The 12,993-nt window shown below is 68.0% G+C and carries 15 protein-coding genes and 1 tRNA gene; 9 read left to right on the forward strand and 7 right to left on the reverse strand.

All coding sequences use genetic code 11. The annotated features are described in order from the left end of the window. Positions 1–4 precede the first annotated feature (4 nt). The 5 genes from ACFOPO_RS06750 to ACFOPO_RS06770 form a co-directional block, all read right to left on the reverse strand. Positions 5–958 carry a transporter gene (locus ACFOPO_RS06750; RefSeq protein ID WP_386702197.1) on the reverse strand — a complete coding sequence of 318 codons (954 nt, stop codon included), beginning with the start codon at positions 956–958 and terminating at the stop codon, positions 5–7. A gap of 50 nt (positions 959–1,008) precedes the next feature. Further along, positions 1,009–3,597 carry a hypothetical protein gene (locus ACFOPO_RS06755; RefSeq protein ID WP_386702199.1) on the reverse strand — a complete coding sequence of 863 codons (2,589 nt, stop codon included), beginning with the start codon at positions 3,595–3,597 and terminating at the stop codon, positions 1,009–1,011. 62 nt (positions 3,598–3,659) lie between these two features. After that, positions 3,660–4,184 carry a hypothetical protein gene (locus tag ACFOPO_RS06760; RefSeq protein WP_386702201.1) on the reverse strand — a complete coding sequence of 175 codons (525 nt, stop codon included), beginning with the start codon at positions 4,182–4,184 and terminating at the stop codon, positions 3,660–3,662. Then, positions 4,181–4,993 (reverse strand): DUF2092 domain-containing protein, encoded by an 813-nt coding sequence (locus tag ACFOPO_RS06765; protein WP_386702203.1) that lies wholly within the window; start codon positions 4,991–4,993, stop codon positions 4,181–4,183. Before ACFOPO_RS06765 ends, ACFOPO_RS06760 begins: the two co-directional genes overlap by 4 nt. A 501-nt stretch (positions 4,994–5,494) precedes the next feature. Continuing rightward, positions 5,495–5,571 (reverse strand) — tRNA-Met (locus ACFOPO_RS06770). Between the two features lie 147 nt (positions 5,572–5,718). On the opposite strand from ACFOPO_RS06770, the gene ACFOPO_RS06775 reads away from it, so the two are divergent. The 3 genes from ACFOPO_RS06775 to bfr all read left to right on the forward strand — a co-directional run bounded on the left by ACFOPO_RS06775 (position 5,719) and on the right by bfr (position 7,226). Beyond that, on the forward strand, positions 5,719–6,324 hold the full coding sequence (locus tag ACFOPO_RS06775; RefSeq protein ID WP_386702205.1) for an RNA pyrophosphohydrolase: 606 nt from the start codon (positions 5,719–5,721) through the stop codon (positions 6,322–6,324). A gap of 94 nt (positions 6,325–6,418) precedes the next feature. Then, on the forward strand, positions 6,419–6,622 hold the full coding sequence (locus ACFOPO_RS06780) for a bacterioferritin-associated ferredoxin (RefSeq protein ID WP_386702679.1): 204 nt from the start codon (positions 6,419–6,421) through the stop codon (positions 6,620–6,622). A 133-nt stretch (positions 6,623–6,755) separates the two neighbouring features. Then, positions 6,756–7,226, forward strand: a complete 471-nt coding sequence (gene bfr / locus ACFOPO_RS06785) for a bacterioferritin (protein ID WP_158732279.1) — start codon at positions 6,756–6,758, stop codon at positions 7,224–7,226. 202 nt (positions 7,227–7,428) lie between these two features. On the opposite strand, the gene ACFOPO_RS06790 is transcribed toward bfr, so the two are convergent. After that, positions 7,429–8,010, reverse strand: a complete 582-nt coding sequence (locus ACFOPO_RS06790; protein WP_386702208.1) for a DUF4126 domain-containing protein — start codon at positions 8,008–8,010, stop codon at positions 7,429–7,431. A 77-nt stretch (positions 8,011–8,087) separates the two neighbouring features. Between ACFOPO_RS06790 and ACFOPO_RS06795 the strand changes: the two genes are divergently transcribed. The 6 genes from ACFOPO_RS06795 to ACFOPO_RS06820 all read left to right on the forward strand — a co-directional run bounded on the left by ACFOPO_RS06795 (position 8,088) and on the right by ACFOPO_RS06820 (position 12,612). Then, positions 8,088–8,831 carry a DUF6776 family protein gene (locus ACFOPO_RS06795; protein WP_386702210.1) on the forward strand — a complete coding sequence of 248 codons (744 nt, stop codon included), beginning with the start codon at positions 8,088–8,090 and terminating at the stop codon, positions 8,829–8,831. Between the two features lie 64 nt (positions 8,832–8,895). Beyond that, a complete protein-coding gene (locus ACFOPO_RS06800; protein ID WP_386702212.1) occupies positions 8,896–9,309 on the forward strand; it encodes a polymer-forming cytoskeletal protein in 414 nt (137 codons plus the stop codon). Positions 9,310–9,362: 53 nt separating this feature from the next. Then, positions 9,363–10,175: a DUF6776 family protein gene (locus tag ACFOPO_RS06805; protein ID WP_386702214.1), complete on the forward strand. Its 813-nt coding sequence runs from the start codon at positions 9,363–9,365 to the stop codon at positions 10,173–10,175. A gap of 51 nt (positions 10,176–10,226) precedes the next feature. Further along, a complete protein-coding gene (gene erpA / locus ACFOPO_RS06810; RefSeq protein ID WP_386702216.1) occupies positions 10,227–10,604 on the forward strand; it encodes an iron-sulfur cluster insertion protein ErpA in 378 nt (125 codons plus the stop codon). 2 nt (positions 10,605–10,606) lie between these two features. After that, positions 10,607–11,560, forward strand: a complete 954-nt coding sequence (gene nudC / locus ACFOPO_RS06815; protein WP_386702680.1) for an NAD(+) diphosphatase — start codon at positions 10,607–10,609, stop codon at positions 11,558–11,560. Between the two features lie 92 nt (positions 11,561–11,652). Beyond that, on the forward strand, positions 11,653–12,612 hold the full coding sequence (locus tag ACFOPO_RS06820; protein WP_386702218.1) for a hypothetical protein: 960 nt from the start codon (positions 11,653–11,655) through the stop codon (positions 12,610–12,612). Positions 12,613–12,636: 24 nt separating this feature from the next. Here the strand turns inward: ACFOPO_RS06820 and ACFOPO_RS06825 are convergent, their stop codons facing one another. Then, complete coding sequence (locus tag ACFOPO_RS06825; RefSeq protein WP_386702220.1) at positions 12,637–12,981, reverse strand: CD225/dispanin family protein; 345 nt, start codon at positions 12,979–12,981, stop codon at positions 12,637–12,639. Positions 12,982–12,993: the final 12 nt, after the last annotated feature.

The raw sequence follows: 12,993 nt of genomic DNA on the forward strand, positions 1-12,993 counted from the left end.
CCGCTCAGAACGTGATGCTCGCGGAGAGCATGAACGGATCGCCCTTGAGCCGGTTCTTCACGTCGAACTCCTTGAGCCAGCGCGCCGAGAATTCGACCTGGCCGCCGTCCCACTTCTTCGCGTAGGTGGCGATCGGTCCCAGTGCCAGCGAGCGGCCCTTGAAACCATCGAGGCGATCGGCGATCGCACTGTCGTCGTCTTCGATCTGTTCGATCCAGCCGCCGACACCGCCGATGCCCCAGCCGTTGCTGAAGCGCTTGACCAGCAACGAATCGACGCGGAACACGGCGCCGTTCTGGTAGTCGGTGGCCTCGTTCTCGGTGTAGATGTCGACCGCGCTCGTCGTGCTCCATTCCAGCGTGCCCTTCTGGAACAGCTGGGTGTAGCCGACGGTCGGCGAGAAGGTCCAGTTGTTGAGGCTGGGATTGGCCAGGCGCCCGACTTCGTAGTCGCCGGTCGGTGCGTAGATGTACAGCGACAGGGAGACGTGGCGCAGCTGGTCGATGTGGTAGCTGGCGATCACCGGCGCGAAGAACGCGTCGAACAGGCCACTGTCGCTGTCGCCGCGGGTGCCGGTGATCGGTCCCAGGCGCACGTCGGCATCGGCTTCGACATAGACGAAGGGGATCGTCGCCATCGAGGCGAAGTTCCAATGGCCTTCGCCGGTGTCCCAGATGTACAGGCCGGTGACCGTCAACAAGTCGAACGTGCCGGTCAGGCCGAGCGAACTGACGCCGCCGATCGGAATCTCGCGCTCGCCGCCGATGTCGCCGGAGTAGTAGGCGTAGCCGATCTGCATGTTCCAGCCCGGCGTGGGCGGAATCAGGCCCGAATACGACGCGGCTTGCAGGCCGGTGATCGGGCGGCCGACCGCGCCTTCGGTGGCGCGTGCCGGGCTGAGGATGGCAGCGGCGCCGACGGCCGCTGCGAGGATCGATCCACGAATCGTTTTGTTCATTCAGGCCCCCCGGCCGTTGTTGTCAGAGTCGCCGGATTTCCGTCGCTAGATCACCGCCGCCTGAACCCGCCGCCGCCCATGCGACCGCCACCCATGCTGGGACGGAAGCCGCCGACCGGTCGGTTGTAACCACCGGCCGGGCGGTTGTAGCCGCCCGCGGGTCGGTTGTAGTTGCCGCCGGAACCCATGTTGGACGGACGTCCGCCGTAGCTGCCGCCGGTAATGCGCTCGTTGCCGCGGTCGCGCGCCATGCGCTCGCTGTCCAGCTGGCGCGTCTCACCGCCCAGGTTCCTGGAAGAGTCGGGGCGCGTGACCTGGCTCCAGCCGTTTTCGTCGTGCTTGTAGACGTTGCCGTCCTTGCCGGCGTAGACGTTGTCGTTGACGTTGACCACGCCGCCGCGACTGAGCTCGCCGGTGTTGGAGTTGTAGTGGAAACCGCCCGCGCCCTTGGCATCGACGCGATCGCCCTGGCTGTTGAATGCGCCGCCACCGGCTGCGCCATTCGGGCCCGCCACGGCGCCGCCTGCGCTCTGCGTCACCCGGCCGGTGTTGGTGTTGACCGTGGTGCGACTGCCGCCCGCTGCCGCCTGGCCGGTGTACGGATTGACCGCGACGCCGCCGCTGCCGGCAACGACGCGACCGGTCTGCGGGTTGTAGCGGATGCCCTGCGCGCCGGCGCGCGTGGTGCCGGTGTAGATGTTGGTGTTGACGCCGGCACGGCCGACACCGCGACCGCCGGTGGCTTCGTTGTAGTAACCACCGCGTCCGGCGCGACCGACGTTGCCGGTCCACGGATCGGCCCAGGCGGCTGCGGTGCCGCGAACGGCGGCATTGCCCCAGTGGCCGTAGACATTCCACGCTGCGGCGCCACCGCCCCAGTAGCCCCAACCGTAGCCCGGGCCGTACCACGGGCCCCACCAGGGGCTGTAAGGACCGTACCAGCCGCCGTACCAGCCCCAGCCGTAGCCGAAGGTCCAGCCGACCCAGGCGTTCCAGCCGAAGTACACGCCCATGCCATACGTCGCCGGGCAGCCGTACCAGTACGCGCCGACCCACGGGTCGCAGGCGTAGCCGGTGCCATAGACCACCACGTTGTCGGTCACCACCGTGCCGTAATAGCCGGGCGTGTACCCCACATACACCTCGTCATCGCTGCTGCCGTACACGCGCACGTAGGTGACGTAATGCAGCGGCGAACTGGTCGGGATCGAATAGATCTCCGCCGGCACGCTGGTGGCCACCGTCCACGGCCCCGTCGCCGAGGTCGCGGTGAACCAGATGCCCTTGTCGACCGCGAAGAAACTGTTGGCCGCGACCTTGATCACCGGCACGGCGGTGTTGTGCGCGTACTGCAGTGTCGTGCCGCCGATCGAGACGAACTGCGGCGCGCCGTCGTACTGCACGTTGAGTTTGGCCTGGTCGCGCTTGACCGTGGCGTTCTGCGGGATGTCGTTGGCGATCAGCGCTTCGCGCGATTCGGGCGTGTTCGGGATCGACGCCAGCACGCCACTCTTCGGGCTGTCCGGCGGGATCTTCGCGAACTCGGCCGGCAGCGAGGAAGGCGGCACGTAGCGCCACGGACCCTTGGCGGTGGCGGCGGTGAACCAGCGGCCCGACACCAGCACGTACCAGGCATTGTCGGACGCGCCATCGAGGATCACGTCGGCGCCGGTGTTGTCGATGTAGCTCAACTTAGTGCCCGGGATGGCGACGAACTGAGGTTCGCCCTGCACCGAGATCAGTTCCGACGGGTGCGTGCGCACGTAGATGTCCGGTGCGCGGCCGGCGGCATAGTCCTCCTTCAGCGCATCGGGAGGATTGTCGAACGTGTCGGCCTCCTTGCCGACCTTCGCCATCGCCTGGGTCAGCGATGCGTCGACGTTGGCGGCCGCGGTCCACGGGCCGCTCAACGCGGGCGCCGAAGACCAGTGGCCCGCGACGTTGGTGTAGTACTTGCCACCCTGCTGCAGCAGCAGCGAGCGGGTGTTGATGACCCGTTGCACGCCCGAAACGCCGCTGGGCTTGAGCACCGGTTCGCCGTCAACCAGCAGCAGCACCGCTGGCGAAGTGCTGAAGATGATGTCGGGCGGATCGTTCTTCACCGGCAGCGACGCCGGCATTTTCGCGTCGACCTTTGCTATCGCCAAGGCCGACTCGAGCATGTCCAGCGACACGGTCAGGGTCGATTTCGTCTTCAATTGCTGGCGCGCCAGGTCCAGGTACTGCGCCTGCTTGGCGGTGGCGGTCGGGAAGCTCGCCGAAGGCAGCTCCAGGTCGGTCAGCACCACCGCGCGCGCTTCCTTGTCGATCTCGGTGCGTGCCTGGAACTGCACGACACCGTAGTCGTACGACGGCTCCGACTTCCCGCTCTTGCCGGTGTGGACACCGGACTTCACCGCCATCACGAAGCGGCCCTTGAGCTGGTTGCCTTCCCAGCTGTCGTACTGCGGCTGGTGCACGCTGAAACTGGTGCCCTGGACGGTGAAGTCACGCGGGAACGGGCGCGCATCGATGTCGGCTGCCGCCGTCCCCGATGCGGCTGCGCCCTGCGCAGCCACTTGCGGTACGCCCAGCACGGTCGCCCCGACGAGCGCGGCAATGACCAGGCTCAGGACCGGAACGATGGGATTGATGCGCATGGCTGACCTCGGTGCAGGAGACGTGGATGGTTCGGGATGGCCCGGATGCTTGACCGCCCGGCTCAGCCGGGCGGATTGACGACGACGTACTGCACCGTGGTGCCTGCGTACTGCGGCTGGTACCAGGTGCTTCCGCACTGCTGGTAGGCAACGCCATTGACCACCGTGGTCACGCAGCTGGGCGGCACCGTGTTGACGATCGATCCGATCGCGGCGGCGGTGAGCGCCACGGCGCCGGTGACGGCGGCGGCGGTGGCCACCGGGTGGTCGTCCCAACCGTGGTTCCAGCCGTTGTCGACATCGATGTCGATGTCGGTGTTGCGGTTGATGTTGGTGTTGCGATTGACGTTGGTGTTGCGGTTGACGTTGGTATTGCGGTTGACGTTGCCGCCGCCGCCACGGTTCACGTTTGCAGCGTGGCCGCCGCCGCCGGCGCGAGGCGCAGCCGCATGGTTGACGCTGGTGCGTGCGCCGCCACGCGCGTGCGGTCCGGCTTCGGCATCGAAGCTGACCGCCGCCAGTGCGGTGGTGCCGGCAAGCAGGCCCAGGCCGATGCCGAGCACGGTGAGGTTGTGACGGATGCTCATGGCGACTTCTCCTCGACGGCGACCGCATCGACCGCAACCATCTGGATCCGGTGCGCGTCCTTGGGCGGAGTGAACGTGAAGGCGCTGTCCTTGAGTCCGGCCGCGGTGTTCCAGGTCAGCGTGGAGGCGTACTGCGGTTGCGCCGGATCATCGGTGGTGGTGATGACCAGCCGGCGCGGCAGTGGCCTGGAGCCTTGCTCGATCCACACCTGCCAATCGACGCCTTCCTGGCGGAATGCGTACTGGTTGGTCACCGTGCCATCGATGCGGGCCGGCCCGACTAGCGTGGCCGACTTCAGCGCCGACGTCGGTGCCTGGTCGGTGCCCCACAGGAACAGGTCCGCCAGCGGCATCTCGATGCCGTACGTCTGCTCGACGCTGCCGAGCATCTCGCGGATCGTCGGCGGCGCATCGACGGTGGCGTAGTACTTCGCCTTCGGGCCGTACACCGTCAGCGACTTGCCGTCGTAGAACAGCTGCCGGCTCTTGCGATCGGTCTGCATGTCGAGCTGCAGCTTGTCGGGCGCGCGCACCTTGTAGTCGACCGTGCCAGGGAACTGCAGCTTCTGCGAGTCGTCCGTCACCAGTTCGATGGTGGTGTCGGCATGCACCGTGAAATCCTTGAGCGAGCGCAGGTACTTGCCCATCGACTCCAGCGCGGCGACGGCCTGCGGGTCCACCGCAGGAGTGGCAGCCGGAGTGGCGGCAGATGCGGCAGCGGGTTTGTCGGCCTTCGGCGGAGCGGCGGCCATGGCCAGCGGCGCGGAGAGCGCCAGGCACAGACCTGTGATCAACGCGGGATGACGCATGTCGTTCTCCTCGAATGGGGCGGCCACGTGCCGCCTTCGTGCATGCCTGCGCAGCGGGGGCGCGCAGGCAGCGGTGCGATCACGGAGCGTTCGCCACAACGGGTATTGCGCAAAGCGGCAATGCTGTCACCGCCGCCAGCGCAATGCCTGTGATGGCGGGGCGGTCGTGGTGTCGTGGGGCGGTCATTCCATCGTCCTTCAATGAGTGCGCGTGGCAGCGGCTCGGCGACGCTGTGCTTCCTTGCGCGTTCGTCCAGGCCGGATAATTCATTGCTGCGACATTTCTGCCCGCGACCCGTGAAAAGGCCGTGATGGCATTGCGCGGCAGCGGGCGCGACAAAACAGCGCCGGCAAGTGCGCGACAGCCGTTCATGAGAGGGAAGTTGCCTGCAGGCGAAGTGCGCGACGGAGCCCGTGATCGCTCGTCGCCGCGAAAACAAAAAACCCCGCGCGGGGCGGGGTTTGTTGTGGACCGCGCCGTTGGCGCGACCGGATACCGAATGGTGGCTATGGGTGGACTCGAACCACCGACCCCAGCATTATGAGTGCTGTGCTCTAACCGGCTGAGCTACATAGCCACGCGGTGAACCGCGAATTATTCATGCCGAGGGGGTCCGCGTCAATCGTCTTTTGACGATCCGCCCTGAAGGCGCCGCTTTGCAAAGCTTGTCGTCCCGGCGTACGGCATGGCAGAGTCGGAGACAGTGAATTCAGGAGTCCGCATCGTGATCGATCCGGACGGCTACCGACCCAACGTCGGCATTGTACTGATGCACCCCGACGGACGCCTGTTCTGGGCGCGACGCGTGCATCGCGATGGCTGGCAGTTCCCGCAGGGCGGGATGAACAGCGACGAGACGCCGCTGGAGGCCATGTATCGCGAGTTGCGCGAGGAAACCGGCCTGCTCCCCGAACATGTCGAGGTCCTGGGCGCGACCCCCGGCTGGCTGCGCTACCGGCTGCCGCAGCGGGCGATCCGCCGCCACGACCGGCTGGTCTGCATCGGCCAGAAGCAGGTCTGGTTCCTGCTGCGCCTGACCGGCCAGGAGTCGGACCTGCGCCTGGACCTGACCGACAAGCCCGAGTTCGACAATTGGCGCTGGGTCGACTTCTGGTACCCGGTGGCCCATGTGGTGATGTTCAAGCGGGGCGTCTACGCCCGCGCCCTCAACCACCTGGCCCCCGTCGCCCGCGAGGTCGCCGGCGCCCAGGCCGTGCCGGCACCGGGCCCGGAGTTCCGCTGCCAGGACCCGCGTACCCAGCCCCGCAACCGCCAGAGGCCGCGCTGGAGGGGTCCCGGCGGGGCCGAGCCCGGGCAGGGCTCGCGTTAATGAAAATCACTGCCCGTATTTATTGACAATCATTCTCATTCATGGCGGAATGGGTTCCGCAGCCGAGCCGGCTGTCAGCCAGAACCCGACCACCGTGTACGTCTGCATCTGCAATGGAGTTACCGATCACGACATCCGCCAGGCCGCCGACGCGGGCTGCAGCAGTGTGACCGAACTGACCATGCGTACCGGTGCCGGCGCCAACTGCGGCAGTTGCCTGGACATGGCCAGCTCCATGCTCGAAGCGGCCCGTGCGGTACGCGAACTGCCGTTCGCAGTGATGCAGCAAGCCGCCTGACGCGTCGCCGCGGGCCACGCCCGCAAGCCCAATCGCCACTGATTCCTGCTCGCGGATGCACTCGATTCGCGTTCCGTCACGTCTTGTGTGAACGGGGTAGAGTCCGGCCATTGCACGCACAAGGAGCCGGGCCATGAAGGGCGACGCCAAGGTCATCGAATACCTCAACAAGGCGCTCTACAACGAGCTGACCGCGATCAACCAGTACTTCCTGCACGCCAAGATGCTGAAGAACTGGGGCCTGAAGGAACTCGCCGACCACGAGTACCACGAGTCGATCGACGAGATGAAGCATGCGGACAAGCTGTCCGAGCGCATCCTCTTCCTCGACGGCCTGCCGAACTTCCAGGCGCTGGGCAAGCTGCGCATCGGCGAGAACCCGCGCGAAGTGCTGGCCTGCGATCTCGCGCTCGAGCTCGAGGCATTGCCGATGCTGCGCGAGGCGATCAAGTACTGCGAGACCGTGGGCGACTACGTCAGCCGCAAGCTGTTCGCCGACATCCTCGACTCCGAGGAAGAACATGTCGACTGGATCGAGACGCAGCTGTCGCTGATCGAGCGCCTCGGCGAGCAGAACTACCTGCTGACCAAGATCGAGGAGTAGGACGGGCGCTGCCCGGCTGCACCGCAACGCCGCCGGCAAAACCGGCGGCGTTTGCGTTTGAGGCGTGCGAATCCCGGGTGCGCTTCGCTTACCCGGGCTACGGGGGGCATTGGTGCGAAACCCGGGTGCGCTTCGCTTACCCGGGCTACGAACGAATTTGCGGCCTGTAGCCCGGGTAAGCGCAGCGCACCCGGGATCGGGCCTACACAGCCCCAGGCTTAGGCGCGCGCCGGAACAACGTCCTCCACACCCACCACAGCAGCAGCGCCAGCACCACGCTGACCAGCACCACCAGCGACAGGGCGATCCACGGGTGGGCGAACACCAGCGCAAGCCCGCCGATGGTGGCCATGTCCTCGGTGATCGACGCGGTCCAGTTGCTGACCGGTTCGGGCGAGGTGTTGAGCAATGCGCGCGATCCGGCCTTGAGCACGTGGCTGGTCAGGGCGACGCCGGCACCGGCCGCCAGGGCACCGGCTCCGAGCTGGCCGTCGGGCGACAGCGTCGCCGCGGCGAGGAACGCGCCGGCGGGCACGCGCAGGAGGGTGTGCAGCAGGTCCCAGCCCGAATCCACCCCGGGGATCTTGTCGGCGAAGAACTCCGCCGCGGCCAGCACCCCCGAGACCCCGAGCACCCAGGGCGAGGCGGTGACCTGCAGGGCCTGGGGCAGGTCCAGCCAGCCGAAGAAGCCGGCCAGGCCGACGCCGAACACGGTCAGGTAGACCCGGATGCCGGCCAGCCAGGCCAGGACTACACCAATTGCGAACAGGTGCGCATCCGTCACGGCTTTTACCTCGCTAGACTGTGGTTCGAGTATAGGGGCAGGGGATCCGGTGGCGCAGGCCATCGGCACGCATGCTGATGAACAAGCCGCCGCGCAAGGCGCCACCGCCGCGCTTCACCATCGTCCAGCAACGCCCCGACCGGCGTCCGCTGATCGCCACCGTGCTGGCCCTCGTCTGGGCCGCCTCGCTGACGCTCGCCTGGGTCGGTGCCGAACGGCGCGCCGCACCGCGGCTGCCGGAACTGACCGCGCAGCTCGACGCCACCCGCAGCCAGCTCGACCACTGGCGCGAGAAGGCCGAGGTGCTGGAGCAGCGCGAGGCCACGCTGTCGCGTTCGGACCAGATCAGCCGCGTCGCCAACAAGCAGGTGCAGAACGAACTGGCCGAGCGCGAAGAAGAAATCTCCGACCTGCGCTCCAACATCGCCTTCTACGAGCGGCTGGTCGGCGCCACCGGCCAGGCCAAGGGGCTCAGCGTGCACTCGGCGCAGTTCTCGCCCGAGGCCGGCGGCACCTGGCGCTACCAGATCGTGCTGACGCAGAACCTCAACAAGGGCGCGATCAGCCGCGGCAAGCTGCGCTTCAACGTCGAAGGCGTGCGCGACGGCAAACTCGCCTCGATCGGCTGGGACGAGTTGCACCAGCGCAACGGCTGGCCGGCGCAGGACTACTCGTTCCGCTACTTCCAGCAGCTCGGCGGCAGCGTCATGCTGCCGGCCGGCTTCACGCCGCAACGGGTGCGGGTGTCGCTGCAGAACGGCGACGTCGCCATCGAACAGAGCCTGGGCTGGAGCCACGGCGGCACCATTGCCAGCCTCTGAGCGCCAGCAGAAATTCACAGCACACGGCCCGCGAGTGCGGGCCAACAACCGGAAGTACTGACTGATGTTCAAGAACAAGACGGGCGCACACGAAGGCCAGGTCGACACCCTGATCGGGCCGCAGGTGGTGATCCGCGGCGACCTGCTGTTCAGTGGCGGGCTGTATGTCGAAGGCCGGATCATCGGCAAGGTGATCGCGCAGGACGGGCAGAAGGCCACGCTGACGCTGGCCGAGCAGGGCGTGATCGAAGGCGAGGTGCGCGCGCCGGTGGTGGTGATCAACGGCCAGCTCAGCGGCGATGTCTATGCCAGCGAGCGCGTCGAACTGGCGGCCAAGGCCCGTGTCCAGGGCAATGTCCATTACCAGGTGGTCGAAATGCTGGCCGGCTCGGTGCTGACCGGTCGCCTGATCCATGCCGAGGCGCACGCTCACGCCCTGGCTGAAGGCCATCTGGACGCGCACGCCGCGCTGGGCTGACCGTCACAGTCAGGCGCGGTAGGCTGGTCGCCGGACATCCAGTGGCGACCGGCATGACCCAACCCGATCCTGAAGGTCCCGACGTTCAAGGTCCCGATGAGCCGGCGCAATCCGGCGAATCCGCCGCTGCCTCCGCCGCGGCGGCGCCGGCGTGGCCGGTCATGCAGGTGCAGACACGCTGGGTGACCATCGCCGGCCTGTTGCTGGTGCTGGCCCTGGGCTTTGGTGCCTGGGGACTGTGGCGCGTGCTCGCCCCGGCCCCGGGTGACCCGCAGGCGCTCCTCGACGAGAGCCGGCGCACCGCGCGCGGGCAGCAGACCCAGATCGACCAGCTGCAGCAGCGCGTGTCCACCCTGACCCGCTCCGACCAGATCAGCCGCGAGGCCAATCGCGACCTGCAGAGCACCCTGGCCGAGCGCGACGAGGAAGTCGCCGCGCTGCGCGCCGATGTCGCCTTTTACGAGCGCCTGGTCGGCAGCACCGCCCAGCGCCGCGGCCTGGCCGTGCACGCGCTGCGCCTGCAGCCGCAGAACGACACCGCCTGGCACTTCACCACCACCCTCACCCAGAACCTCAACCGCGGCGCGGTCAGCACCGGCGAGCTGAGCATCACCATCGAGGGCACCCGCGCCGGCAAGCTGCAGAAGCTGGCCTGGGGCGAGCTGCGCCAGCAGCCCGGTGCGACCGGCGTGCCGTACTCGTTCAAGTACTTCCAGCAGGTCGAAGGCGATGTGTTCCTGCCCGCGGACTTCACCCCGGTGCGGGTGAGCGTGCGCCTGGTGCCGAGGTCCGGCGCCCCGATCGAGCAGTCGTTCACGTGGGCGGACGCCATCCGCGACGTCGCACCGGCGACCGCGGAAGGCTAGGTTCCGCCCGCAAGGCTTGAACCGCGCCGCCGCGCCCCCCATCCTGATCACATGGAAACGCTCATCCCCACGCTCGCGACGCCGGATTACCAGTCGCTCTACCGCCCGCTGCAGTTCACTTCCGCGGCCGCCAGCAAGGTCCGCGAACTGATCGCCGAGGAAGGCAACGCCGCCCTCAAGCTGCGCGTCTACATCCAGGGCGGTGGCTGTTCCGGCTTCCAGTACGGTTTCGAGTTCGACGACCAGCAGGGCGAGGACGACCTGGCCGTGCACACTGACGGTGTCACGCTGCTGGTCGACCCGCTGAGCCTGCAGTACCTGATGGGCGCCCAGGTCGACTACACCGAAAGCCTGCACGGCGCGCAGTTCGTGATCCGCAACCCGAACGCCAAGACCACCTGCGGCTGCGGCTCCTCGTTCGCGGTGTGAGTATCGAGCCGGCACCCTTCGCCTTCGTCGAGGCGGGCACCGATGCTGCCTGCCGCGCCGCGCTCGACCGCGCCGATCGCCTGCGCGATACCCCCGATGCACTGAACGACCTGTGGCCGCGCGCGCGCGTCGTGGTGCTCGACGAACGCGGCGATGCCTACGCCGACGTCGACGGCCACCTGCTGGCGCCCACCGGCGAACAGATCAGCGAAGGCCCCGGTGGCATCGGCGCCGCGGTATTCCTTGGCCTCGACGCGCACGGCGTCGCCTGGTTCGCGCTTGAAGGCGCACTCACTGCATTCACGGCGCCGCGCCGGGTCGACCTGCGCAGCGCCGCCGCGCTGTGGCCGGCATTCGATGCCAGCGTGTTCGCCCAGGCGCGCGCGCTGCAGCATTGGCGCACTCGCCATCGCCATTGCGGTGTCTGCGGTGGCGTGGTCGCGTTGTCGCGCGCGGGCTGGCAAGGCCGCTGCGAGCAATGCGGCGCCGAACATTACCCGCGCACCGACCCGGCCGTGATCGTGGCCGTCAGCGACGGTGCACGCCTGTTGCTCGGCCGGCAGAAGGCCTGGCCGGCACGGCGCTGGTCGGTGATCGCCGGCTTCGTCGAACCGGGTGAATCGCTGGAGCAGACCGTCGCGCGCGAAGTGCTGGAGGAAACCGGCGTGCGCGTGCGTCGCTGTCGTTACCTGGCGTCGCAGCCGTGGCCGTTTCCGGGTGCACTGATGCTCGGCTTCAGTGCCGATGCCCACGACGACGCACCGCAGGTCGGTGACGAACTCGAGGACGCGCGCTGGTTCAGTCGCGACGAAGTGCTCGCGGCACGCGACCGCGGCGAGTGGGGCGGTGCCCGCGACGACGGCGAGGGCGCAGTGCTGTCGCCGGGCATCTCGATCTCGCGATGGCTGATCGAACAATGGCTGCAGGCTGGCGGGGCCGGCGGCACCCCGGTGTGACAGCGCCGGGCCACCGGCGTCACGCCATGACACCGGTCGGTGGTTGATCCTAGAATCGACGAGATGGACATGACGTCCGGAGAGTCCGCGCAATGTCCGCAACCCTGATCGCCGTTGTCGTCGCACTGGTGCTGGGCCATCTGGCGCAGTCGCTGGCGGCGTCGGTGCGTGACTACAGCTGGTACCGCAACTGGCTGCGCTGGCTCGACGCGCGCCTGTCGTCGAATGAATTCTGGCGCGGCCGCTGGGGCATGGTGATTGCGCTGGTGCCGCCGCTTCTCGCGGTCAGCCTGTTCCAGCTGGCATTGCTCGAGCCCTTGTGGGGCCTGGCGGGGCTGGCGTTCTCGATTGCCGTCCTGTTCTACGCATGGGGTCCGCGCGACCTGGACCTGGATGTCGAGGCGATCGCCGCGGCAGGCGACCCGGTGTCGCGTCGCCAGGCGGCCGCGCGGCTGTGGCCCGAAGGCGAAATGCCGGCGACGCTCGATGGCCCTTCGCTGATCGAAGCGGTGTTCCGCAACGCGCAGCAGCGCTGGTTCGGCGTGCTGTTCTGGTTCCTCGTGCTCGGGCCGCTCGGTGCGTTGCTGTACCGGCTCACGGTGCTGGCGGCGCAGGGTGAGGCCTCCAGCGAACTGCCCGGCGAGACGCGTTTGGGCGCACGCAAGCTGCTGGCCCTGCTCGACTGGCCGGTGGCGCAGCTGATGACGCTGTCGCTGGCGCTGGTCGGCAACTTCGACACGGTGCTGGGCAGCTGGCGCGAAGCCGGCGGCGCTTCGTTCGACCTCGACCGGCCGTTCCTCGGCGCGGTGGCGCGGGCCAGTGTGAAGTGCGAGCTGGCCGACGAGGCCGCCGATTACGACGGCTATGACGGCAGTCGCGACAATGGCAGCGTCGACGTGGGCGAGGGCGGCCTGCCGGCACCACCGGCCCTGCCGCCGGCCTGGTCGGCCGAGCTGCCGGAACTGCGCGACGCGATGAGCCTGGTCTGGCGCAGCCTGCTGGTCTGGCTGGCGGTGCTGGCGCTGTTCGTGATCGCCGGCTGGGTCAGCTGAGGCGGCGAGAACCGCTGGGCGCGGTCATCCGTGCAGGTGGATGCGCTCGAGTTCGCCCATGATCTGCTGGTACTTCGCCCAGCCGCCGCTGTAGAAGAACACCGCGACCACGCACAGGCCGATGACGATCAGGCTGGTGGCGATCCAGCACCAGACGTTGGCGCTTCGCGACGCTTCGCCCGCACCGTCGGTGTCGCCGGCATCGAGCCTGCGGTGGACCAGCCAGCCATAGACCATCGCGACGATGCCCGCGATGAAGCCGAGGATGCAGACCATGAGCATCGAGGCGACCGTCACCCCGATCGCCCACGGCAGATGACTGGGGAACGTGGACGGAGCCTGCGAAGGTGCCGGCGGCAGCGTGCTCATTGGCGGCCCTGC

The sequence above is a fragment of the Lysobacter sp. GCM10012299 genome, from assembly GCF_042649405.1.
GTDB lineage: Bacteria > Pseudomonadota > Gammaproteobacteria > Xanthomonadales > Xanthomonadaceae > Lysobacter_J.

Bases quoted from the DNA above. Each gene is read 5' to 3' on its own strand.
- ACFOPO_RS06750 (WP_386702197.1), bottom strand. From the start codon at position 958: ATGAACAAAACGATTCGTGGATCGATCCTCGCAGCGGCCGTCGGCGCC.
- ACFOPO_RS06755 (WP_386702199.1), bottom strand. From the start codon at position 3,597: ATGCGCATCAATCCCATCGTTCCGGTCCTGAGCCTGGTCATTGCCGCG.
- ACFOPO_RS06760 (WP_386702201.1), bottom strand. From the start codon at position 4,184: ATGAGCATCCGTCACAACCTCACCGTGCTCGGCATCGGCCTGGGCCTG.
- ACFOPO_RS06765 (WP_386702203.1), bottom strand. From the start codon at position 4,993: ATGCGTCATCCCGCGTTGATCACAGGTCTGTGCCTGGCGCTCTCCGCG.
- bfr (WP_158732279.1), top strand. From the start codon at position 6,756: ATGAAGGGCGACGCCAAGGTCATCGAATACCTCAACAAGGCGCTCTAC.
- ACFOPO_RS06795 (WP_386702210.1), top strand. From the start codon at position 8,088: ATGAACAAGCCGCCGCGCAAGGCGCCACCGCCGCGCTTCACCATCGTC.
- ACFOPO_RS06800 (WP_386702212.1), top strand. From the start codon at position 8,896: ATGTTCAAGAACAAGACGGGCGCACACGAAGGCCAGGTCGACACCCTG.
- ACFOPO_RS06805 (WP_386702214.1), top strand. From the start codon at position 9,363: ATGACCCAACCCGATCCTGAAGGTCCCGACGTTCAAGGTCCCGATGAG.
- erpA (WP_386702216.1), top strand. From the start codon at position 10,227: ATGGAAACGCTCATCCCCACGCTCGCGACGCCGGATTACCAGTCGCTC.
- ACFOPO_RS06820 (WP_386702218.1), top strand. From the start codon at position 11,653: ATGTCCGCAACCCTGATCGCCGTTGTCGTCGCACTGGTGCTGGGCCAT.
- ACFOPO_RS06825 (WP_386702220.1), bottom strand. From the start codon at position 12,981: ATGAGCACGCTGCCGCCGGCACCTTCGCAGGCTCCGTCCACGTTCCCC.